The 22220-nt window shown below is 71.5% G+C and carries 17 protein-coding genes and 1 riboswitch; of the genes, 4 read left to right on the top strand and 13 right to left on the bottom strand.

Translation table 11 applies throughout. The features are described from left to right. Positions 1-169: 169 nt before the first annotated feature. Positions 170-631, bottom strand: coding sequence for a hypothetical protein (locus ASE15_RS16175; RefSeq protein WP_157277254.1), 462 nt, complete (start codon positions 629-631; stop codon positions 170-172). Between the two features lie 141 nt (positions 632-772). Here ASE15_RS16175 and ASE15_RS16170 point away from each other — a divergent pair, with 141 nt between their 5' ends. Both ASE15_RS16170 and ASE15_RS16165 read left to right on the top strand, forming a co-directional pair. Next, positions 773-1888 carry a hypothetical protein gene (locus ASE15_RS16170; protein WP_157277253.1) on the top strand — a complete coding sequence of 372 codons (1116 nt, stop codon included), beginning with the start codon at positions 773-775 and terminating at the stop codon, positions 1886-1888. A gap of 90 nt (positions 1889-1978) precedes the next feature. Further along, on the top strand, positions 1979-2632 hold the full coding sequence (locus tag ASE15_RS16165) for a chitinase (protein ID WP_082618514.1): 654 nt from the start codon (positions 1979-1981) through the stop codon (positions 2630-2632). Positions 2633-2779: 147 nt separating this feature from the next. On the opposite strand, the gene ASE15_RS16160 is transcribed toward ASE15_RS16165, so the two are convergent. The 5 genes from ASE15_RS16160 to ASE15_RS16140 all read right to left on the bottom strand — a co-directional run bounded on the left by ASE15_RS16160 (position 2780) and on the right by ASE15_RS16140 (position 8526). Further along, positions 2780-3427, bottom strand: a complete 648-nt coding sequence (locus tag ASE15_RS16160; RefSeq protein WP_056764397.1) for a nucleotidyltransferase domain-containing protein — start codon at positions 3425-3427, stop codon at positions 2780-2782. A 300-nt stretch (positions 3428-3727) separates the two neighbouring features. Continuing rightward, positions 3728-3847, bottom strand: a riboswitch (SAM riboswitch). Positions 3848-3975: 128 nt separating this feature from the next. Beyond that, the gene (locus ASE15_RS16155; protein WP_056653599.1) at positions 3976-5010 is read right to left on the bottom strand and encodes a LacI family DNA-binding transcriptional regulator; all 1035 of its coding nucleotides are present in this window, start codon (positions 5008-5010) and stop codon (positions 3976-3978) included. A 134-nt stretch (positions 5011-5144) separates the two neighbouring features. Then, positions 5145-6086, bottom strand: coding sequence for a carbohydrate ABC transporter permease (locus ASE15_RS16150; protein WP_082618512.1), 942 nt, complete (start codon positions 6084-6086; stop codon positions 5145-5147). A gap of 2 nt (positions 6087-6088) precedes the next feature. Continuing rightward, positions 6089-7051 (bottom strand): carbohydrate ABC transporter permease, encoded by a 963-nt coding sequence (locus ASE15_RS16145; RefSeq protein WP_082609058.1) that lies wholly within the window; start codon positions 7049-7051, stop codon positions 6089-6091. Between the two features lie 161 nt (positions 7052-7212). Then, positions 7213-8526 (bottom strand): ABC transporter substrate-binding protein, encoded by a 1314-nt coding sequence (locus ASE15_RS16140; protein WP_056764395.1) that lies wholly within the window; start codon positions 8524-8526, stop codon positions 7213-7215. Between the two features lie 201 nt (positions 8527-8727). On the opposite strand from ASE15_RS16140, the gene ASE15_RS16135 reads away from it, so the two are divergent. Together ASE15_RS16135 and ASE15_RS16130 are read left to right on the top strand one after the other, a co-directional pair. After that, positions 8728-10797, top strand: coding sequence for a beta-galactosidase (locus ASE15_RS16135; RefSeq protein WP_056764393.1), 2070 nt, complete (start codon positions 8728-8730; stop codon positions 10795-10797). 108 nt (positions 10798-10905) lie between these two features. Next, the gene (locus ASE15_RS16130) at positions 10906-12819 is read left to right on the top strand and encodes a glycosyl hydrolase 53 family protein (protein WP_082618511.1); all 1914 of its coding nucleotides are present in this window, start codon (positions 10906-10908) and stop codon (positions 12817-12819) included. Between the two features lie 116 nt (positions 12820-12935). Here the strand turns inward: ASE15_RS16130 and ASE15_RS16125 are convergent, their stop codons facing one another. From ASE15_RS16125 to ASE15_RS16100, 7 genes are all read right to left on the bottom strand, one after another. Next, positions 12936-14318: a cellulase family glycosylhydrolase gene (locus ASE15_RS16125; protein WP_056764391.1), complete on the bottom strand. Its 1383-nt coding sequence runs from the start codon at positions 14316-14318 to the stop codon at positions 12936-12938. A 399-nt stretch (positions 14319-14717) separates the two neighbouring features. Beyond that, positions 14718-16619: a PfkB family carbohydrate kinase gene (locus ASE15_RS21890; RefSeq protein WP_082618510.1), complete on the bottom strand. Its 1902-nt coding sequence runs from the start codon at positions 16617-16619 to the stop codon at positions 14718-14720. Beyond that, positions 16616-17848 (bottom strand): AGE family epimerase/isomerase, encoded by a 1233-nt coding sequence (locus tag ASE15_RS16115; RefSeq protein WP_056764389.1) that lies wholly within the window; start codon positions 17846-17848, stop codon positions 16616-16618. Before ASE15_RS16115 ends, ASE15_RS21890 begins: the two co-directional genes overlap by 4 nt. Further along, complete coding sequence (locus ASE15_RS21560; RefSeq protein ID WP_235534486.1) at positions 17845-18798, bottom strand: hypothetical protein; 954 nt, start codon at positions 18796-18798, stop codon at positions 17845-17847. The genes ASE15_RS16115 and ASE15_RS21560 overlap by 4 nt, the downstream gene beginning before the upstream one ends. Continuing rightward, positions 18714-20348: a glycoside hydrolase family 2 protein gene (locus ASE15_RS21555; RefSeq protein ID WP_235534484.1), complete on the bottom strand. Its 1635-nt coding sequence runs from the start codon at positions 20346-20348 to the stop codon at positions 18714-18716. Before ASE15_RS21555 ends, ASE15_RS21560 begins: the two co-directional genes overlap by 85 nt. Next, entirely contained in the window at positions 20345-21277 is a 933-nt protein-coding gene (locus ASE15_RS16105) for a carbohydrate ABC transporter permease (RefSeq protein WP_082609061.1), read from the bottom strand. Before ASE15_RS16105 ends, ASE15_RS21555 begins: the two co-directional genes overlap by 4 nt. After that, on the bottom strand, positions 21274-22203 hold the full coding sequence (locus ASE15_RS16100) for a carbohydrate ABC transporter permease (protein WP_056653611.1): 930 nt from the start codon (positions 22201-22203) through the stop codon (positions 21274-21276). Before ASE15_RS16100 ends, ASE15_RS16105 begins: the two co-directional genes overlap by 4 nt. Between the last annotated feature and the right edge of the window lie 17 nt (positions 22204-22220).

Below are 22220 nucleotides of genomic sequence, written 5' to 3'. Positions count from 1 at the left end.
TCCGGGGGTGTCAACCGGCTCGGGGCGCTCTCACCCGCGACGCGTCAGCGCCGGGCGACCGCCGACCCGACGGCGGGGCTCACCTTCTGCGGAGCCGTGCCCGACGGCGGAGCGCACCTTCCGCGCGGAAGGTGCGCTCCGGCGTCGGGCGAGCAGGGGGCCGAACGGCTCAGCGCTGGACCGCGAACGCCGCGAGCGAGAGCGCGACGGCGTCCTCCGTGACGGCGGCGGGCCAGTCCGGGCCCTTCCCGACCCACGCGGCCCGCCATGCTGCCCCGCCCCAGGTCCCGGCCGCACCACCCGCCGCGCCGAGCAGCACGGGCAGGAGCACGCCGACCTCGGCCCGGCGGGCAAGGACGAGGGCCCCGATCGCGCCCGACGCCATGCGGATCGCGGGGCCGGGCGGTTCGAGGCGCGACCCGGCTCCCGGCAGCTTGTCGCCCAGGAGCTCACCGACGATCCCGAGCCCCGCGACCACCTTGGCCACGGTGGCCCCCCGGCCCGTGGCCGACGAGGTGAGCAGGGGCGGCGCGACTCCCAGCGAGGCACGGCTCCCCGCAGCGGTGCCGATCGCCAGGGACCGCACGAGGACGTCGACCGGGAAGCGGGAGGTGCCGCGCTCAGGATGCATGCCTCCCACGATCCGGGCGGGCGGCTCGACCGGCAACCGCACGAGCAGCCGCGCACCCGGCCGCGCGCGCCCGCGCACGGGCCTCCGCACCGTTCCCGGGGTCCGGGCGGGCGCCTCATCTGCGTCCGCTACCCTCGCGGGATGCCGATGACGTCTCGCCGAGAACCTGCCGTCCTCGTCGCCGGGCTCCTCACGTCGGTCCTGTGGGTCGGGAGCGCGGTGCTGAGCGACCGGGTGGACGTGACCGTGACGGGGCAGACGATCCTCGCGGCCCTGCTCGCGGGGGCGGTGGTCGTCGCGCTGACCTATCTCGCGACGCGACGCCTCCCCCCTCGCACGGGAACACCGGCGGCGTTCCTCGGTTCCTGGTTCGCGGTCGTCGTGGGCGGTGCCGCGGGCGCGGTCGCCGACGTCGTCGCCGACGTCACGTTCCCCTCCCCCGAGAACCCGGCGTTCCTCCTGCTCACGGCGTCGTTCGACGGCGGCTCGTGGGGGCTGGCCGCCGGGTGGCTCGTCGGGCTCGTCGCGGTCGGCACCCTGGGCCTCACGAGCCGCCACGACCCGGCCTCGCTCCCGGCCACGCGTCGCGCGCGCAAGCCGTTGCGGGCCCGCGCCTACCCGACGGTGCTCGTCGCGGGCGGCGTGGGGGCGCTCGTCTGGGCGAGCGTCGGCGCATCAGGGTCGTGGCTCGTGTGGCACCGCAGCGCGCGCGGTCCGGTCGACCTGCTGGCTGAGGTGACCTCGGGGGCGATGGCCTGGCGCTTCACGGCCGGCCGGACCGTGGTCGAGCCGCTCGAGGTCGGTCTGGCGGTGCTCGTGGGACTCGTCGTCGCCGGGGGCACGTGGCTCGCGACCCGGCGCCTGCCGCCGCGCGCGAGCCGCTGGAGCCTGGTGCTCGCGGTCTGGTTCGTCACGATCGCGGCGTCGTCGGTGGCTGCGGCGTCGCGTTCGGTCACGGCCTTCGCGGTGGGCGAGCTGCGTTCGACGACGCTCAACCTGGCGTTGTCCTCGGTCCAGGCGAGCCTCTTCTGGCCCCTCGTCCTCGGCTGGTCGGCAGGGCTCGTCGCGGCCCTCGTCTACCGCGCGACGGGTGGCGAGCCGACCGGGGTGCCGGCCGCCGATCCGGCCGGGAGCACCTCGGTCGAGGGGCGCGTGGAGCCGGTGGGCACAGCCGGCACGATCGGCGCGACGCCCGGTGATGACCTCCCCCGGAGCACCCTGCACACCGATGCCGAGGAGCCCGCACCCGTCCCCTAGGGTGACCGCGGAGACGCCGTCCGGCCGTCGCGGCTCGTCGTCGAGCCGCGACCCAGCGGCCGGCCGGGATCAGTGACGAGAGGGTGGCTCATGGCTGAGACAGGTTCGACGAGCGGCATCACGACGGGCTTCGTGGTGACGGAGGCGCAGTTCGAGGAGATGTTCCCGGACCGCAACCCGTTCTACACGTACGAGGGCCTGGTCGCGGCGACCGCGGCGTACCCGGAGTTCGCGACGTCGGGCGGGCCGGTGGTCGCGGCCCGCGAAGCTGCGGCGTTCCTCGCGAACGTGAGCCACGAGAGCACGGGTCTGCTGCACGTGAGCGAGCTCAACACCGCCGTGTACTCGCACTACTGCGACCCGTCGCAGCCGTACGGGTGCCCCGCGGGCCAGTCCGCGTACTACGGCAAAGGGCCCATCCAGCTCTCGTGGAACTTCAACTACAAGGCCGCGGGTGACGCCCTGGGCATCGACCTGCTGAACAACCCGTACCTGGTCGAGACCGACGCGACCGTCGCCTGGAAGACCGCGCTCTGGTACTGGAACACGCAGCCGGGCGAGGGCACCATGACGTGCCACGAGGCGATCGTCGGGGACCACGGCTTCCGCGAGACGATCCGCGCGATCAACGGCCCGCTCGAGTGCGACGGCGGCAACCCACGCCAGGTCGCGAACCGGGTCGCGCTGTTCCGCCGATACGCCGAGCTCCTGGGCACCACGACGGGCGAAAACCTGACCTGCTGAGGTCCGTTGCCCGACGGCGGAGCGCGCCCTCCGCCGTCGGGCGCGGTTTTGCGCGGCGCGGGCGGGTGCGGGGCGGCGCGGGCGGGTGCGGAGCGGGCCCGTGCGCAGGCGCGCGGGGACGCGGCGGCTGCGCCGGCCCGTCGGCAGTCAGTCGGGGAGGACGACGAGGGTCAGGTGCTCGTGCACGGGTGGCCCGAGCACCTGCTCGGCGTCGTGCGCCCACCGCTCGAGGGCCCCGGGGCGGTCGCGCTCGGCGTCGAGCCACGCGATCGTGCGGAGGTGGACGTCCACGTCGTTGCCGGACCAGGCTCCCGCGTCGCGGCGCAGCTGGTCGGTGAGCTCGTGGGCGATCCAGGCCGGAAGGTCGTCGGGGACGACGACGAGGAGGTCCAGGTCGTCGGCCGCGGTGCCGTCGCCGCGAGCGGCCGACCCGACGACAGCGACGCCGATCGACCGGCGACGGCCGTCGTCCCGCACGACCTGATGAAGCAGCTCGTCGATGCGTCGGCGCAGCTCGCACCAGGGATGCAGCGCGTCGAAGAGCGCCTCGATCGCGGGCCAGCACAGGTGGTCGCGGTTGACCCGGAAGTAGTTCGTCGACCCGATGGTCCGCCGCTGGATGATCCCTTGCCGTTCGAGCCGCCCGAGAGCGCGACGGACCCCTTCCGACGATCCGGTGTGCGCGACGCGATGCACCTGCCCACCCGTGAGCTCGCCCTGACGGTTCCAGAGCGCACGCAGGACGGGCCCCTCGAGCCCGGGCACGACCGCCGAGACCGGGCTGCTCCAGTCCATCCGCTCCCCCTGAGTCCTGATCTCCTCCACGAGGACCCGGGGGGGGAGGGTGTGTTTTCTCTGTAGCCACCACAATTGTTGTGGCTACAGAGAAAACACACCCTCCCCTCCCCCGGTTCGGCGTCGTCGCCCGACCGTCCGAACGCCTCACGGACAGGATGACGGCTCAGGACAGCACGCGGAGCGAAGGCCAGTGATCTGTGGACAACGCGCTCACCGCAGGCAGTCGGCGGCCTGAGCCCACCGGGCCGCAGCGGCGGCCTCAGGGCAAGGGTCGAGGCCACGATGAACGCGACCTCGACCTCGCACTTCCCGAAGGCCCGGATGCCGGGTCGGGCGGGTCTTCCTCAGAGGCACCGTGCGCGGGAACGCGGTTGCCGGACCGGCACGCGGAGGGCGTATCGCCGGTCACTCGTGACCGATGCCCACCCTGCCAGACGGGACACACAAGGACAAATCACCCCGGCGCGCCACGGCGCACCCCTGTGCCCGAGCGCCTCGGTGCCCGTCGCGCACGACCGCGACTGGCCGGGCGAGGCCGAACCTCCCTAGGCCGAGTCCCGCACCACGAGCGACGTCGGCAGCGTGATGGCCGCAGGCTCCTGGCCCTCCACGACCTCGAGCAGCAGCCGCACCATCTCGGCGCTGATGCGCTCGAAAGGCTGCCGCATGGTCGTCAGCGCCGGGTGGAGCGACGCCGCGACCCCCGAGTCGTCGAACCCGCCCACGGCCACGTCCCCGGGCACGCTCCGCCCCGTGGCCTGGAGCGCGACGAGCGCCCCCGCCGCCATGAGGTCCGACGCCACGAACACGGCGTCGAGGTCAGGGCGCCGCTCGAGCAGCTCGGCCATCGCGAGCCGGCCCCGCTCGCGCGAGTAGTCGCCGTGCGCGACGAGCGACTCGTCGAACCGGTCGCCCAGCGCGTCGCGGTACCCGTCGAGGCGCAGCGTCCCGCCCGGGGTGTCGAGCGGACCCGTGATCGTCGCGATGCGCGTGCGCCCCGAGTCGAGCAGGTGCTGCGTCATGGTGCGCGCCCCGGCCCGGTCGTCGGCCGCGACGTACCCGACGCGCCCCTCGTACCCGAGCGGGACACCGCAGGCGACCGTCGGGACCTTCTGCTTGAGCAGCTCGGCCAGCATCGGGTTGCCCTGGTGCGAGCTGATGAGCAGGACGCCGTCGACGTGCCCCGCCGCGACGTACCCACCGATGCGGCGACGCTCCTCGGGGGTCCCCGCGACCATGAGCAGCAGCGGCATCTCGCGCTTCGCGAGCTCCTCGGCCGCGCCCCGCAGCAGGATCGAGAAGTTGGGGTCCTCGAACAGCAGGTGCTGCGGCTCGGTCAACAGGAACGCGATCGAGTTCGACCGCCCCGTCACGAGGCTGCGCGCGTGCTGGTTCGCGGCGTACCCCGTGGTCCGGATCGCCTCGTTGACCGCCGCGAGGGCATCAGGAGAGACCCAGTGGCCACCGTTGATCACGCGGGACACGGTCCCGCGCGAGACGCCCGCGACGTCCGCGACGTCGCGGATCGTGGGGCGACGCTTCGCCCCGTTGCCCGACGCCGCCGCCCGCCTCTCGCGCACGGGTCCGGCGCCCGCCCCCGCACCCGGGGAGGTGCCGCGCGCGGCTTCGCGACCGTCCTCGCGCACGGCGTCGACGGGCTGGGGTACGACGTCGTTCCCGGACTGCTCCACGACACGTGAGTCTAGGGACATCCTCAGGCCTTGACCGCGCCGGCGGCGAGGTCGACCTGCCAGTAGCGCTGCAGCAGGAGGAACAGGGCCACGAGCGGGACGATCGACAGCAGCGCGCCCGTGATCACGAGCGTGTACAGCGCGGGCTGCGACGCCCCCTGGTTCAGCAGACCCGACAGCCCGACCGTGAGCGGGAAGAGCTTGTCGTCGCCGAGCATGATGTACGGCAGCATGAAGTTGTTCCAGATCGCGACGAACTGGAAGAGGAACACCGTGACCAGGCCGGGCGCCATCATGGGCATCGCGACCTGCGCGAACGTCCGGAGCTCACCGGCGCCGTCGGTCCGGGCGGCCTCGACGATCTCGTCGGGGATCGACGCCCCCGCGTAGATACGGGCGAGGTAGATCCCGTACGGGCTGATGATGCTCGGCAGGAGCACGGCCCAGTAGGTGTTGGTCAGACCGGCCTGGGCCAGGAGCAGGTACTGCGGGATCGCGAGCACCACACCGGGCACGAGCACGCCGGCGAGCAGCATGTTGAAGACCGCCGTCTTCCCGCGGAAGCGGTACTTCGCGAGCGCGTAGCCCGCCATCGCGGAGACGACGACCGAGAGCAGCCCGCCGATGCCCGCGTAGAGGGCCGTGTTCGCCATCCACCGCCAGAACAGACCGCCGCGGTAGGCGTTGAGGTCGGACACGTTGTCCAGGAAGTGCGAGGACGGCGCGAACGTGAAGGTCGAGAACAGCTCGCTCCCCGACTTGGTCGAGGCCACGACGACCCACAGCACGGGCAGCAGGCAGTACAGGGCGCCCACGAGCAGGATCGCGGTCGCGGTCCCGCTCGGGCGCTCGCCCGCGGACCGGTGGCCCGTCCGCGGAGCCTCGCGGGACTTCTTGACGACCGCCCCGGGGCGCGCGTCGAAGGTCTCGGCGACGAGGGCGGTCTCAGCAGCGTCGGTAGTCATGGTCACTTCTCCTGACCGAAGGCACGGCTCTGCACGAGGCGCAGGAACCCGAACGAGAGGACGAACGTCGCGACGGCGATGATGACCGAGGTCGCGGCCGCCGAGTACAGGTCGCCGCGGATGAACGCGTCGCGGTACACCTTCATGAGCGGGGTCCACGTGCTGGAGATCGTGTTGCTGAGCGGCTTGAGGGTCGTGGGCTCGGCGAACACCTGCAGGGTCGCGATCATCGAGAAGACGAACGTCATGATGATCGACGGGACGACGATGGGGATCTTGATCCGCCACGCCATGCCGATCTGGTTGCAGCCGTCGAGCTCGGCAGCCTCGTACAGCTCGGACGGGATCGCGCGCAACGACGTGTAGATCACGACCATGTTGAACCCGACGCCACCCCACACCGCGATGTTCGCGACCGCGAAGATCACCAGGTCCGACGAGAACAGGGACGGGACGTCCCAGCCGAGCCGGTCGAACACGTAGTAGAAGGGGCTCACGCCCGGCAGGTAGAGGAAGCCCCAGAGGAGCGACGAGATCACGGCGGGCACCGCGTAGGGCAGGAAGATCGAGATCCGCGAGAACTTGGTGGCCCGCGACCGGCGCGAGTCGAGCAGCAACGCGAAGAGCAGCGCGAGGCCCAGCATGGTCGGCACGACGATCACGCCGTAGAGCGCGACGCGCCCCACGGACGCGAGGAACTCCGGGTCGGCGAGCGACGCCGCGTAGTTCGCGAACCCGTTCCACACCTCGGTCCGAGCCCCCGACCCCAGACCCAGCCCGCTGACCTTCTCGGTCCGGAAGCTCAGGTAGACCGCGTACGCGATGGGCAGCGCGAGGAAGAGGACGAACAGCACGATCGCCGGGGCGAGGAAGCCCCAGGGGGCTGCCTGGCGCCGGGACGCACCCGGTCGGCGGCGTCGCGCCGCGGGGGGCGCGCTGGGCCGCACTGGCGTGGTCGTGGTCACGATCTCTCCTCGGAAGGTCTCCGCCGGACGGGGGCAGGCGGCTGCTGAAGCACGGAGCGGAAGGGGTGGTGCGGGCGCCCGTCGGGGCTCCCGGTGCCGCCGCTCGGGGCGAGCGACGGGCGAGGCGGCCGCCCGGACGAACCGGGCGACCGCCGTCGGGCCTATTCCTTGACGTTGAAGCCGGAGCTCTTCAGGTCCTCGAGCGTGACCTTCTGCATGGCCTCGACCGCAGCGGTGAACGCGGCCTGCGACTTCGCCTCGGTGGCCTTGCCGAACTCGTCGTTGTACGCCGAGTAGGTGACGTTGACGTTGGGGCCGTACGTGAAGCTGCCCGCGGTCTTGGCCGTCTGGGCCGCGATCTCGTAGAAGTCGGGCTGGTTCGCGAAGAACGTCGGGGGCTCGGAGAGCGCCTCGGCCGACGCAGGGATGTTCGCGGGGTAGATGCCGGTCTGCTCGACGAGGAGGTCGACGCCCTCCTGCGACGAGTTGAGCCACGTGATGAACTGCGCGGCCTCCGCGGGGTGCTTCGACTGGCTCGTCACGGCCGTGGCGGAACCGCCCCAGTTGCCCGTGGCCGGCTTCGCGGCGTCCCACTGCGGCATGGGGGCCATCTTCCACAGGCCCGCGGTGTCGGGGGCGTTGCCCTCGAGGACGCCCGGCGCCCAGATGGCCGAGAGCCAGCCGATCTGCGTGCCGTTGTTGAGCGCGGCGTTCCACTCGGGGGTGTACATGGGCTTGTTGTCGATCACGCCGGACTCGACGAGACCACCCCAGTAGTCAGCGACCTTGAGCGTCGCCTCGTCGTCGACCGCGACGGTCCACGCGTCCCCGTCGATGCCCCACCAGGAGGCGCCGGCCTGCTGCGAGAGGCCCGTGAACCAGCCCGCGTCGGTCGCCGAGAACGTGCCGAGGTACTTGGTCGGGTCGGCGGCCTGCAGGGCGGCGGCCGTCGCGGCGTACTCGTCCCACGTCGTGGGGACGGTCAGGCCGAGCTGCTCGAAGATGTCGGCGCGGTAGTAGAACTGCATGGGCCCCGAGTCCTGCGGCACGGCGTAGACCGCGTCGGAGCCGAGGGTCACGTCGTTCCAGACGCCCTCGGGGAACTGGTCCGCCAGGTCCGCGACCTCTCCCGAGATGTCGGCGAGCGCGTCGGCCGAGACCAGCGTGGGGATCTTCTGGTACTCGGTCTGCATGATGTCGGGCGCACCGCTGCCCGCCTTGACCGCGGTCAGCAGCTTGGTGATGGCGGGGTCACCGCCGTCCTGCTTGTTGACCGTGACCTGGATGTCGGGGTTCGCCGCGTTCCAGGTCTCGACGACCTTGTCCACGTTCGGCGCCCAGGTCCAGAAGGTCAGCTCGACCGGTCCGTCGGCCGCCGGGGCGTCGGAACCGCCGCCGCCCGAGCTGCAAGCGGTCATCAGTAGTGCGGCGGAGGCGATGATCGCCGCTGCCTTCGTGCCTGTGGACAGGCGCATGAGGTCCTCCTCGTCAAGGAACCATCGCGCTTCTCGCCAGGGCTTGGGCCAGGGCGACTCACGACAGTGTGGGGCTGTGCACGGTCACAGTACTCACGCCCCGCATGGTCTTGTCAACATCATGTTTCATGCTGTTACCTAGGTGTTGCACGGTCGATCACACCTGTGATCGTGCACAGCGACGTGTTTCGAGGAGAGCGCATGACTTCCGCCAAGCCCCGCCCGGTCGGCCCCGTCTACGACGGCTGGCTGCCTGGCGTCGACGCGATCTGCTACGGCGGTGACTACAACCCCGAGCAGTGGCCGGAGGAGGTCTGGGAGCAGGACGTCGCGCTGATGCGCGAGGCCGGGGTGAACCTCGTGAGCATCGGGATGTTCAGCTGGGCGCTCATGGAGCCCCGTGAGGGAGAGCTCGACCTCGCGTGGCTCGACCGCCTGTTCGACCTGCTCCACGCGCACGGCATCCGCGTCGACCTCGGCACCCCCACGGCGTCGCCGCCGGCCTGGTTCTTCCACGCCTACCCCGAGTCGCGCGTCGTGACCCGCGACGGGACGGTCCTGGGGTTCGGCTCGCGCGGCATGGTCTCGCCCAGCTCGCCCGACTACCGCCGCGCGTGCGTCCGCATCACGACCGCGCTCGCCGAGCGCTACGGCTCGCACCCCGCGCTCGCCCTGTGGCACGTGCACAACGAGTACGGCGCGCCCGTCTCGGACGACTACTCGCCCGCGAGCGCCGCGGCCTTCCGCGAGTGGCTGCGCGAGCGCTACGGCGACCTCGAGGGTCTGAACGCCGCATGGGGCACCCGGTTCTGGGGGCAGGTCTACGGCGAGTGGGAGCACGTGGGCGTACCCGCCGTCGCGGCCTCGGTCGTCAACCCCGCGCAGCGCCTGGACTTCGCCCGCTTCACCAACGACGCGCTGCTGGCGTGCTTCGTCGCCGAGCGCGACGCGATCCGCGCCCACTCGTCGGTGCCGGTCACGACCAACTTCATGGCGGGCGAGTGCCCGTCGACCGACCTGTGGGCCTGGGCCCGCGAGGTCGACATCGTCTCGAACGACCACTACCTGCGCGCAGCGGACCCGCGCAACGAGGTGGGGCTCGCGCTGGCTGCGGACCTGACGCGCTCGGTCGCGGGCGGCAAGCCGTGGCTGCTGCTCGAGCACTCGACGTCGGGCGTGAACTGGCAGCCGCGCAACGTCGCCAAGCGTCCGGGCGAGATGGCGCGCAACGCGTTCTCGCACCTGGGCCGCGGGGCCGACGCGATCATGTTCTTCCAGTGGCGGGCCTCGCGCTCGGGGGCCGAGAAGTTCCACTCGGCGATGCTCCCGCACGCGGGGACGGGCAGCCGCGTGTGGCGCGAGGTCGTGGCGCTGGGCGCCGAGCTCGGCGCGATCGGCGAGCTCCGCGGGTCGCGCGTGCACGCCGACGTCGCGATCCTGTGGGACCCCGAGTCGTTCTGGGCGCAGGACCTCGAGTGGCGCCCGAGCGTGGACGCGCAGCACCGCGAGCGCGTCGACGCGTTCTACGACCGGTTCTGGCGCGACGGCGTCCAGGTGGACTTCGCGCACCCTGGGCAGGACCTGTCGGGCTACCGCCTGGTCGTCGCGCCCGCGTCGTACCTGCTGACCGAGGAGTCGGCCGAGAACCTCACGCGCTACGTCGAGGGCGGCGGCACGCTCCTGGTCTCGTACTTCTCGGCCGCGGTCGACGAGCACGACGCGGTGCACCCGGGCGGCTTCGTGGCCCCGCTGCGCCGCGCGCTCGGGCTCACGGTCGAGGAGTTCCTGCCCCTGCGAGAGGGAGAGTCGCTGAGCGTCGCGCTCGACGGCGGAGAGGTCGCGCCGGCACTGACCGGCACCCTCCCCGGGGACGTGTGGGCCGACGACATCACGCTCGAGGGCGCGCAGGTCGTGGGCTCGTACGTCGACGGCCCGGCCCCGGGCGCCCCCGCGATCACGCGGCACACGCTCGGCGAGGGCACGGGCTGGTACGTCTCGACGCGCCTCGACGTCGCCGCGCTGAGCACGCTCCTGGGCGCCGTCTACGCGGACGCGGGACTGGCGCCGTCGGGCCTGCCGGAGGGCTTCGAGGTGGTGCGCCGCCGCGGCGAGGAGGCCGAGTACGTCGTCGCGATCAACCACACCGACCAGGAGGTCACGCTCCCCTCGCTCGCCGACGGGACCACCGACCTCGTGACGGGCGAGGCCGCGCCGGGCGCCGCGACCGTGGCCCCGGGGGCCGTGCGCGTGCTGCGTTCGCCGCTCGCCTGAGGATCGCCCCTGCTCTCCCGCGGGCGGTCGGGCCGACCACGCCCCTGGTCGGCCCGACCGTCCGCGGGCCTTGCTCCACCCATCAACGCACCACGTCAAGGAGGACGGATGAGATCGACGAGGAAGAGCACCCTGGGAGTCCTGGTGACCGCGCTCGCGCTCGCGGGCGTCACGCCTGCGAGCGCCGCACCCGCAGCGCCCACGACGGCCGCAGCGCCCGGCACCCTGGTGAACCCCGGCTTCGAGGCCGGGCTCACGGGCTGGACCGTCACGAGCGCCTCGGGGCACGACGGCGGGGCGAAGGTCGAGGACGCCGGGCACGGCGCGTCGTCGGGCCGGCTGACGCACTGGGCGGGTGACGCCTACGACGTCACGACGGCCCAGACCGTCGAGGGCCTGGCCACGGGCTGGTGGACCGCGAGCGCCTGGGTGAAGTCGGGCGGCGCGCTCGACGCGACGCGGCTCGAGCTCACGGGCTGCGGGGTCGACGACGCGACGACGACCCCGGTCACCGAGCAGGACGACCAGTGGGTCCGCCTGTCGGTCTCGGCCTACGTGACGGGCGGCGACTGCACGGTCGCGGTCGTGACCGACGGCCCGGGAGGCGCGTGGGCGTCGGTCGACGACGTGACGCTCGAGCGCGGGCGCGTGACGCGCGACGTGCGCGGCGGCGACCTGTCGGGCGTCGCGAAGAACGAGGCCTTCGGCGCGACCTACGCGAGCACCGACGGCACGCCGGGCGACCCGGTCGAGATCCTCGCGGACGCGGGCATGAACCTGGGCCGCCTCAAGGTGTGGGTCGACCCGGCCGACGGGTACAACGAGATCACGCACGTCGTCGAGAGCGCCCGGCGCATCGAGGCTGCGGGCATGGACGTCATGATCGACTTCCACTACTCGGACCGCTGGACCGACCCGGGCGCGCAGGGCACCCCGTCCGCGTGGGTCGGCGGGACGACCGACGAGCTGGCGCAGGACGTCTACGACCACACGCACGACGTCCTGGTCGCGCTGCGGGACGCGGGCGTGACCACGGACTACGTGCAGGTCGGCAACGAGATCAACCCCGGCATGATGTGGCCCTCCGGGCAGACGTGGGACGTGGTCCCGGGCGACGGGTACGACACCGCGCAGTGGGACTCGCTCGCGGCCTTCCTGAGCGCGGGCTCCCGGGCGGTGCGCGACGTGACCCCCGAGGCGCAGGTGATCCTGCACCTGACGAACATCGACGACGGGATCGGCGGCCTGACCTGGTGGTTCGACGAGGTCACCTCGCGCGGGGTCGACTTCGACGTGATCGGTCTGAGCTACTACGGCTACTGGCACGGCAGCCTGGGCGACCTGCAGAACGCGGTCGGGACGCTGTCCGACCGCTACGACCGTGACGTCATGGTCGTCGAGACGGCCTACCCGTTCACGCTCGAGGACGGATCGCCCGCGTGGGAGAACGTCATCGCGACCGAGGACGACCTGGTCCCCGGCTACCCCGCGACCCCGGCGGGACAGGCCGCGGCGCTGCGCGCCGTCCAGGACGTCGTCGCCTCGGCCCCGGGCGGCCGCGGCCTGGGCGTCGTGTACTGGGAGCCGGCATGGACGTCGGTCGAGGGCAACGGCTGGGACCCGGCCGACGCGTCGTCGGGCAACGCGTGGGAGAACCAGGCGATGTTCGACCTCGACGGCCGCCTCCTGGCGCCCGTCGCGGCCGAGCTCGCGCCGGACGCGGCCACGTCGGCATGGACCGCGTCGGCCGTCTACACGGCGGGTGACGTCGTCCTGCACGACGGCGCCGCGTACGTCGCGTCGTGGTGGACCTCGGGTCAGGAGCCGGGCACCTCGGCGTACGGGCCGTGGCAGGAGGCGGCCGCGGCGGACGAGGCGGGCACGAGCCCGTGGGCCGCGACGCGCGTCTACGTCGCGGGCGAGCGCGCGACGTTCGAGGGCGCGACCTACGAGGCGCGCTGGTGGACCAGGAACCAGCAGCCCGACGGCTCCGCGTGGGGCCCGTGGGAGCGCGTCGGCTGACGTTCCCCGCCTGACCGCACGCCCGACGGCGCCGCTCACCTCGGAGGTGAGCGGCGCCGTCGGGCAGGTGGCCGGGCAGGCCACGGCGATGCGCCCCCTGACGCACCGCCCGAGTGTCAGCTCGCCGAACAGGTCACGGCGGGCGCCGCCGTCGGAGCCGCGCCCGACCCCGTGAAGCCGAACGTCACCGTGCCGCCCGCGGCCACGCTGCCGTTCCACGACTCGTTGGTCACGGTCGCGGTCGAGCCCGACGTCGAGACGATGCCGTGCCACGCCTGGCTGACGCCACCCCCGGCCGGCAGGGCCCAGGCGGCCTGCCACGACGTGACCGCCTCGTCACCCACGCGGACCGTGACCTGACCCTGGTAGCCGCTGGTCCACGCCTGCTCGACCACGAAGGTCGCCGTGCAGGACCCGTCCGTCGGATCGGTCGGGTCGGTCGGGTCCGTCGGGTCCGTCGGATCGGTCGGGTCCGTCCCGTCGCCGAAGACGCTCGCCTCCTGAGACGTCTGGCGGATGCCATCCTGGCCGTCGATCAAGCGCTGGCCCCACGCCGTGGGCCGCGAGGCGTCGAAGTCGTGCACGATGTCGAGGTACTCGACGCCCTCGCCGTTGCCGCTCCAGGACCAGCCGAGGTAGCCCAGCCCGAGGCGGCGGGTCTCGGACAGGATGGCCGCCTCGGCGACGTCACCGTCCGAGTGGGTGTCCCCGAACTCCCCCACGACGATCGGCAGACCCGCGGCCACGAAGTGCTCGAGATAGCTCGTGACGGTCGACGCCTGGCCGTAGACGCCGTACATGTGGACGGAGAACACGGTGTTGCGGTCGGGGTCTGCGGCGAAGACCGTCCCTGCCTGGTCGCGCATGATGTGCTGCCAGTCCTGGCCCCAGTTGGGAGCATCGACGACGATCGTGTTCTCGTAGCCGATCTGGCGCAGCCGCTGGATCGCGGCCGAGGTGTCGGATGCCCAGCGGGCGTTGGTCGCCGCGTCGTTGCCGAACGGCTCGTTGCCGATGTTGACCAGGACGCGGTCCTCGGATCCCGCGAGCGTCGGGTACAGCGTCTCCCAGTAGTCGACCGCACGGTCGAGGGTGATCGAGCCCGGCGCGTACTGGGGCTCGCCGTAGCCGGTGGTGTCGTGGACCTCGAGCATGCACACGAGCCGGTTCGTGGTGCAGCTGTCGACGATCGAGCCGACCTCGGACGGCGACGTCCGCGTCCATCGGTCTCCGCTCGACAGGACGACACGGGCCGAGTTGGCTCCGGTCGCCTTGATGCCGGCCAGGGCCTGGGTCTGCTGCGGGTACCAGGTGTGCGCATGGTTGATGCCGCGCAGCACCAGGTCGCTCCCGTCGCCCTCGACGAGCCGGCCGTCGACGACGTGGATACCGTCCTCCGCCGTGGCCGCGACCGCGACCGGGACCGTGCTGACGGCCGTCACCAGGACTGTCGCTGCTGCGGCCGCAGCGGCCACGAACCTCCTGCGAAGCGCTCTCATGAACTTCCTCGTTCTCTCGGGGCTGCCGCGTCTTCGCGACGCGTCGACCTTACGGACAACCTGTCCAGGTGCGCAACCTTAAGCGCTTCATTTTCTCGAAACCGAGCATTGAATTCTTCACAGCCGGCACAACCCTTTCCCGTCTCGCAGGCATTTCGCCGGGAGAGCCAGGCGCCCGGAGATCTTGGCGATCATCACTCAGGGGGGCGCCTCGGGAAGATCTTCGGGTCACGCGATACAAACGATTACCAAAGCGCTTCACCTATGTACGAAATGAACGCACCTCTACCGAATCCCTCGCCTCGATCGTCGGCACCTCGACCATGCCCGCCCGGCACGCCGATGACCTCCAGGACGAAATCACCCTGGAGGTCTTCGGACGACCGTGACGCCGTGCTCTCAGACCTGCCGCATCCGCTGGTAGGCGACGGTCACGACCTTCGCACCGGGCTTGCCGTGCATGCAGTAGTCGTCGTCCAGCGCTGCCCCCGCCGCTGGGTAGAGCTCGGCCGGCCAGTCCCAGAGGAAGAACCCCGAGACCCACGGGCGCCGTGAGCAGGCCTCGAACATCTCCTCGAGGTAGGCGGCCTGCTCGTCGCCCGAGGGCGCCCCTGCGAGCGTCCAGTCGTTGGGGCGGGCAGCCGATCCCTCACGGCTCGGGCAGCCGGCCTCGAGGAACACGAACGGCTTGTCCTCCCGGGCGACCACGCGCTCGATGCGGTCGAGGTGCCGCTCCCACGTACCTGTCGGGTAGTAGCCCGACGAGCTGATGACGTCGACCGCGTCCCACCAGGTCAGGCGGTCCTCCTGGTACTTGTCACAGTTGTACGTCACCAGGCCGGGGTACACCTCACGCACCTGTCGCACGAGCTCGCGCCACTGCTCCTCGCGAGCGTCCGCGCGGACCATCTCGCAGCCCACGCAGAACATCTCGGCCTCCACCTCGGCCGCGATCCGCGCGTGGTGCACGACGAAGGCCGTGTAGGACGTGAACCACTCGTCCCACGTCGGTTCGCCCGGCACGTCCTGGTCGAAGAACCCGATGTGGCCGCGCCAGGTCCCGTCGGCACTGTTGACCACGGGCTTGAGGCAGACCTTCCAGCCGCGCCGCTGCGCCTCACGCACGGCATGGCGGACCTCGTCGTCGGTGACCGTGGGCTCCTCGCCGAACGGGATGTCCGTCGACTGTGCGGTCGCCTGCTCGGCCGCGTAGGTGACGGCGACCCAGGTCACGGCGTCGAGCGCCTCGAGCTCGTCCATGGACCGCTGAGCCTCGGGGCCGTCCCACGTCCCCCGGACACCGGTCCAGCCCCAGGTCATGCCTGCGACCGGTGCGCCGTCGAACGAGGCCGGGAGGACCGGGCCCATGACCTCGGCGAGCTCGGCGCGCGTGGGCGGGTTCGCCCCCGGCCTCGAGACCGTGACCGAGGCCGCCACCGCCGCGCGCCGGGCGGCCCAGCGCAGCGCGGCGTCGGACAGGCCACGCAGCCTGTTCCGGCCCTCGGCCCCATGGACCCCCATGTCTGCGAGAGCGTCGAGCAACGCGCCCGTGAAGGTGTCGCCCGCACCGACCGTGTCGACCACGGTCACCGACCTGCCCGGAACGTCCTGTCGACGACCGTCGGGCCGGACGAGCGTGCAGCCGTCCCCGCCGCGGGTCACGACCACGAGCCCGGGACCCCAGGTCGCCCAGCGCGCGGCAACGTCTGCCGGGTCCTCGTCGGGGAAGAACCAGCGCAGGTCCTCGTCGCTCGCCTTGACGACGTCGCTCAGCGCGACGAGCTCCTCGACCCTGTCGCGCGCGGCCGGCATGTCCGCGACGAGCGCGGGGCGCGCGTTCGGGTCGAGCGAGACGACGGCGTGACCACGCGCCCGGCGTACGGCGTCACGCACGACATCGGCACCAGGAGGCAGGACGGTCGCGACCGACCCCACGTGCACCACGTCGGCTCCGGCGACGTCGACCTCCTGCAGGTCCCACGCGAGGTCGAACGCGTACGACGGGACCCCGTCGGGGTCCAGCGTGACCCGCGCCGTCGAGGTGCGGCCTGAGGCGGGAGTCTCCGCCCGCACGACCACGTCGCTGTCCGCGAGCCAGCGACTCACCGTGACGCCTCGCGTGTCCTGGGCGAGCGTCGTCGCGAGCGTGACGGCGCGACCGAGACGCCCGAGCGTGATCGCGACGTTCGCCGGGCTCCCCCCGGGGAGATCGCGAGGCCGTCCCGCGGCGTCGGGCACGACGTCGACGAGCGCCTCGCCGACGATCAGCACCTGGGGCGCGGTGCGCGTCGTCGGGGTCATGCGACGACCAGCCCGTCGCGCGCGGCACGGGCCAGGCTCGGCCCCAGCGGTACGCGCGGGAGCAGCGTCGCCTGGACCGCGTGGTAGAGGTCGGGCTTGCCCGGCCACACACCGTCGGCCGGTGAGTTGAACTCGTCGAGCTGGTGCCGCCACGAGCCACGGTCGACGTCCATGAGGTACGTCGCGACGTAGTCCCACCACGCGGCGTACAGGTCGGCGAAGCGGGCCTCGCCCGTGCGCCGGTGGAGCGCGTCGGCCGCGCCGATCGCCTCGGCGGCGACCCAGTGCATGCGGTCACGGACCACGGGACTGCCGTCCCAGTCGGTCGTGTAGACGAACCCGGGAGCGCCGTCCCTGGCCCAGCCGTCCTCGACCGCACGGTCGAACAGCAGCGAGGCCGTGGGCGCCAGGCTCGACGACGCCCGCTCGCCCAGCGACGCCTCGGTCTGCAGCAGGAGGCGGGCCCACTCGAGCCCGTGCCCGATCGTCGCTCCGTACGGCTTGAACGGGTCGTCCGGGCGGTCGCGGTTCAGCTCGGGCTGCGGAGTCCAGTCGGCGTCGAAGTGCTCGGGCAGGCGTCCGTCGTTCTCCTCGGCCAGGGCGACCACGAGCTCGCAGATCCGTGCCGCGCGATCCCGCCAGGCGTCGTCGCCGAGGCAGTCGGCGACCGCGAGCATCGCCTCGACCGCGTGCATGTTCGCGTTGAGGCCTCGGTACGGGTCCATGACGGACCACGACGTGTCCCACTCGTCGACGCAGCGGCCGGCCTTGTCGTCCCAGAAACGCTCGAGGAAGACGCCGGTCGCCTCGCCGAGCAGGTCGCGCGCTCCCGGGATCCCCGCGAGGGTCGCGCTCGAGGACGCGAGCAGGACGAACGCGTGGTCGTAGCAGCTCTTGCCTGCCCCGACGTCCGGAGCACCCTGCTCCGTGAGCGCGTGGTGCCAGCCGCCCGACTCCGCGTCGCGCAGCACGCCCGTCAGCCCCGCGAGGGCACCTGCCGCGATCTCGGTCGAGCCCGGTACGCCCAGGAGGGCACCCAGGCTGTAGACGTGGACGGTCCGGGCCGTGATCCAGGTCTGGACGCCCCGCGAGAGGTCGGGGATCCCGTCGTCGTCCAGGTAGGCGGCGCCACCGTCGGCGAGTGCCGCATGACGCCCGAACCCGAGGAGCCTGCGGCACTCGTCGTCGAGCCAGGACCGGTGCGTGGGGAGCGTCTGCCAAGGCCTCATCGGGCCACCTCCGTGACGAGCTGGTTGGTGTGCCGCAGGACGCGCGGGTCGGCGAACGCGGCGGGGTCGAGCACTTCGGGGCACGTGACCTCGAAGGTCACGGACTCCCCGGGGAGCAGGGTGACGAGCATGTCGTCGACGACGGCGTCCGGGTGGACCTTGTCGACGAGGAGCGCGAGGTCCTGGACGAGCGCGTCGGTCGTGACGCGCACGCGGGCCCCGGTCGGGGTGAGGATCGGCTCGACGGCCAGCGTGGGAGCCTCGAGCGCGCTGTCGCGAGGCTCGGCGAAGAACCACGTCGCACGCTCGGCGCCGAGCGTCGCCACGAGGACCTCGTCCCCGGACCCTGCGGGCACGGCGACGTCGGACGGCACCGGCACGGTCGTGGTGGACCGTGCCCCGAGCCCGACGGGGACCTTGACGCCCTGGAGCTCGACGCCGTCGAACCGGAGCCGGCGGATCACCAGGTCCCCCGACCACGCCTCGCCCGAGTCGTTGACGACGGCGACGACGAGCGGCGTCCCGGGTTCGCCGTTGCGCGGCTGGATCGTCACGAGCCGGTCGGCGTACGCGTGCTTGAGCGCGTACAGCAACGGCTTGGCGTGCCCGTCGCCGTCGACCGCAGCCCATGACGTGACCGGCCAGCAGTCGTTGAGCTGCCAGACGACAGAGCCCATGCAGACCGGGCTCCACGAGCGCAGGTGCTCGACCGCGACGCGCACCGCGGTCGCCTGGTTGAGGGACATGGCCCAGTGCCAGTCCTCCATGTCGTCGGGCAGCGGCAGGTGCGCGACGAGCCCGTCGATGAGCTTGTCGTTACCCTCGATCGCCTTCTGGTGCACGAGCATCCCGGGCGACTCGGGCGTCAAGGGGTCGTCGCTGATCGAGCGCGTGAGCGTCGACCAGGTGGGCGGGCCCTGCCAGCCGAACTCGGCGAGGAAACGCGGCACGACGTCGCGGTAGTGCGGGTAGTCCTCCCGGTTCCAGAGCTCCCACGAGTGCATCGATCCGTGCGCGGGGTCGTTCGGGTACACGTCGAGCGTCCCCGACCAGGGGCTCGACGGCGTGTAGTCGCGCGTCGGGTCGAGCTCGGCCACGATTCGCGGCAGCAGCTCGGTGTAGTACCCGAGGCCCCAGGTGCGCCCGTCGAGGCGCTTCTCCCAGTTCCAGTCCTGATAGCCCCAGATGTTCTCGTTGCTGCCGTTCCACAGCACGAGCGAGGCGTGGTGGGAGAGCCGCACCACGTTTCCTCCTCGGCGTAGGCCGCGCACGCGAACAGGAAGTCCTGCCACGTGAGGATGCCGCGCTCGTCGCACAGGTCGTAGAAGTCGTCGGCCTCGTAGATGCCGCCGCCCCAGACCCGCAGGAGGTTGATGTTCGCCCGCTCGGCCTGCGCGATCCGCGCGGCGTACCGCTCGCGCGTCACGCGGTGCGGGAACGCGTCGTCGGGGATCCAGTTGGCGCCCCGCACGAACACGGGCTGGTCGTTGACGACGAACCGGAAGGACGTGCCGTGCTCGTCGGGCTCCATCTCGAGGCGAACCGCGCGGAAGCCGACCCGGCGGCTAGCCGAGCCGAGCAGGTCGAGGCCGCTCGACAGGACCACGTCGACGTCGTGGAGCGGCTGGTCGCCGTAGCCCCGAGGCCACCACAGGTCCACGGAGGGAACCACCACGTCGACGATCGCCGAGCTCGCGCCCGACGCGACCTCGACCACCCGCTCGACTCCTGCGACGTTCACTGCGACGCGGACGGCTGCCGACTCCGCGGAGTTCCGCTCGATCTCGACCTGGACGCGGACACGACCGGGGGCGCCGTCGACTGCTCCGTCGGCGACCGATGCCTCGACACGGACCGAGGACAGACGCGCAGCCGTCCAGGACTCGAGCCGCACGGGACGCCAGATGCCCGACGTCGTGGTGTCGAGCCCCCAGTCCCACCCGAAGCTGCACGCCATCTTCCGGATCGCGTTGAACGGGTGCCTGTTGACCTGCGGCCGGTAGCCGAGCGCGAGGCTCTGGCGGTCGGCGTAGCGCACGGGCGACGCGAAGCGGACCACGAGGTCGTTGCCACCCACCTGCAGCGCGCTCGAGACGTCGAACCGGTACGTCCGGTGCATGTTCACGGTCGAACCGAGGACCCGACCGTTGAGCCGCACCTCGGCCACGGTGTCCAACCCGTCGAAGACCAGGTCGTGGCGCTCGTGCGCGGCAGCCTCCTCGACGGTCCAGGTGAGCGTCGTGCGGTACTCCCAGTCGCTCCGCCCGACCCACCCGAGCAGCGCCTCGTTGTCGTCGAGGTACGGGTCGGGGATGAGACCTGCCGCGAGGAGGTCCGTGTGGACGCTGCCGGGCACGGTCGCCGGGACGCCGACGAGAGCGGCGGCCGACGGAGCCGTGACGCCGGCGCCCTGCGGGGCTGAGCCACCCGCGATCGAGAGGGTCCACCCCTCGTGCACCTCCCGGGCGACGAGAGTCCGGTGGGCCTGGTGGTCTGTCACTTGGTAGCTCCTGAGGTGAGTCCGTTGTAGATGTGCCGCTGGAGCAGGAGGAACGCGACGAGCGTCGGCACGATCACGAGGATCGTGCCGGCCGCGATGACTTCCCACTGCGAGCCGTAGGGGCCCTTGAAACGGAACAGGGAGGTCGAGATGACGCCGAGGTCCCGCGAGGGCATGTAGAGGAAGGGGATGTAGAACTCGTTGTAGATCGCGAGGCCCTTGATGATGACGACCGTGGCGATCGCGGGGCGCAGCAGCGGGAAGATGATGCGCGAGTAGATCGTCATGCGGTTGGCACCGTCGAGCATCGCCGCCTCGTCGAGCGAGCGCGGGATCGACCGCATGAACTGCAGGAAGATGTAGATCGCGATGATGTCGGTGCCCATGAAGAGGGCGATCGCCGCGCCGCGCGTGTTGAACAGCCCCAGGCCGTTGATGATCTGGAAGGTCGCGACCTGCGTCGTGACAGAGGGGACGAGCGTCGCGAGCAGGAACATTCCCATGACGAGACGGCGTCCGCGGAAGTCGAACCGGTCCACGGCGTAGGCGGTCATGGTGCCGATGAGAATCGTCCCGGCGAGCGAGACCACGAGGATGATCGTCGTGTTGACGAACCCCTCGAGCATCTTGCCGTTGACGAACGCCGTGGCGAAGTTCTCGACGTTGAACCAGTTCGACGGCGGGTCGAGCGGTCCGGTGTTCGCGTACTCCTCGCTCGACTTGAACGCCGCCATGAAGATCGTGACCAGCGGGATGATCGCCGCGGCGCACGCGATCACGAGCGAGACGTACTTGAGCGTGGTGCCCAGGGGGCCGAGGATCGCGCTGAACGACCTGGTCTGCTGTGCGAAACCCTGACGCATCCGCTCGGTCACGCTGGGCTGGTTGGTCCGGGTAGGACGGTCGGTGGTGACGTGCTGCTGGCTCATGCCAGGTCTCCCTTCTCCTCCGGGAAGAACCGGCGCTGGACCCAGCTCACGAGGAGCACGAGGAGCAGCAGGACGACGGCCATTGCCGACGCGAGGCCTACCTTGGAGAACTTGAACGCGGTGTTGATCGTCTGGATGACGAAGGTCTCGGAGCCGTTCGCGCCGCCGGTCATGATGAACGGGATCTCGAAGACCGAGAGCGCCCCCGAGACCGCAAGGATGAGCGAGAGCCCGACGATCTGGCTGATGCTCGGGAGGATGATGAAGCGAAACTTCTGCCACGACGTCGCGCCGTCGAGCTCCGCGGCCTCGTACTGCTCGTTCGGGATCGACTGGATCGCTCCGAGGAAGAGCACGAAGTTGAGGCCCATGTACCGCCACACGGACGTCGCGGCGAGCGACACGTTGACGAGCGACGGGTCGCCCAGCCACAGAGGTGCCTCCTGGACACCGACGAGCCCCAGGAGCGCGTCGAGCGTCCCGCCCGGCCGGAAGAAGAAGAGGAAGACGAGGCCGATCGCGACGCCGTTGAGCAGGTAGGGGAAGAAGATGATCCCCTTGAACCAGTTCCGGAACCGGGTGCTGAAGCTGAGCACCGTGGCGAAGTACATCGCCAGCACGAGCTGCAGGAACGCACCGACCAGGTAGTAGAGGCTCACCAGGAAGACCCGGAAGATCTCGGGCCGGGTGAAGATCTCGACGTAGTTCTTGAAGCCGACGGGCTCCTTGACGGCGTCGAAACCGTCCCACGACGTGAAGCTGTACCAGACCATGTTCGCCACGGGGACGTAGGTGAACAGGATCAGCAGGCCCAGGGGGACGGCCAGGAAGAGCCAGGGCGTGACCTTCCAGCCTCTGCGGGTCGGTCGCGGACTGCCCGGGCTGCGGGAGTCCGCAGCGCGAGCGGGCGCGGTGGTTCCACTCATGACGGCCATGAAGTGCT

The sequence above is a fragment of the Oerskovia sp. Root22 genome (assembly GCF_001429135.1).
Classification (GTDB): domain Bacteria; phylum Actinomycetota; class Actinomycetes; order Actinomycetales; family Cellulomonadaceae; genus Oerskovia; species Oerskovia enterophila.
This window is presented reverse-complemented; position numbering and strand designations above follow the sequence as displayed.

Bases quoted from the DNA above. Each gene is read 5' to 3' on its own strand.
- ASE15_RS21890 (WP_082618510.1), bottom strand. From the start codon at position 16,619: ATGACCCCGACGACGCGCACCGCGCCCCAGGTGCTGATCGTCGGCGAG.
- ASE15_RS16170 (WP_157277253.1), top strand. From the start codon at position 773: ATGCCGATGACGTCTCGCCGAGAACCTGCCGTCCTCGTCGCCGGGCTC.
- ASE15_RS16175 (WP_157277254.1), bottom strand. From the start codon at position 631: ATGCATCCTGAGCGCGGCACCTCCCGCTTCCCGGTCGACGTCCTCGTG.
- ASE15_RS16130 (WP_082618511.1), top strand. From the start codon at position 10,906: ATGAGATCGACGAGGAAGAGCACCCTGGGAGTCCTGGTGACCGCGCTC.
- ASE15_RS16125 (WP_056764391.1), bottom strand. From the start codon at position 14,318: ATGAGAGCGCTTCGCAGGAGGTTCGTGGCCGCTGCGGCCGCAGCAGCG.
- ASE15_RS16100 (WP_056653611.1), bottom strand. From the start codon at position 22,203: ATGAGTGGAACCACCGCGCCCGCTCGCGCTGCGGACTCCCGCAGCCCG.
- ASE15_RS16140 (WP_056764395.1), bottom strand. From the start codon at position 8,526: ATGCGCCTGTCCACAGGCACGAAGGCAGCGGCGATCATCGCCTCCGCC.
- ASE15_RS16115 (WP_056764389.1), bottom strand. From the start codon at position 17,848: ATGAGGCCTTGGCAGACGCTCCCCACGCACCGGTCCTGGCTCGACGAC.
- ASE15_RS16135 (WP_056764393.1), top strand. From the start codon at position 8,728: ATGACTTCCGCCAAGCCCCGCCCGGTCGGCCCCGTCTACGACGGCTGG.
- ASE15_RS16160 (WP_056764397.1), bottom strand. From the start codon at position 3,427: ATGGACTGGAGCAGCCCGGTCTCGGCGGTCGTGCCCGGGCTCGAGGGG.
- ASE15_RS16150 (WP_082618512.1), bottom strand. From the start codon at position 6,086: ATGACTACCGACGCTGCTGAGACCGCCCTCGTCGCCGAGACCTTCGAC.
- ASE15_RS16105 (WP_082609061.1), bottom strand. From the start codon at position 21,277: ATGAGCCAGCAGCACGTCACCACCGACCGTCCTACCCGGACCAACCAG.
- ASE15_RS16165 (WP_082618514.1), top strand. From the start codon at position 1,979: ATGGCTGAGACAGGTTCGACGAGCGGCATCACGACGGGCTTCGTGGTG.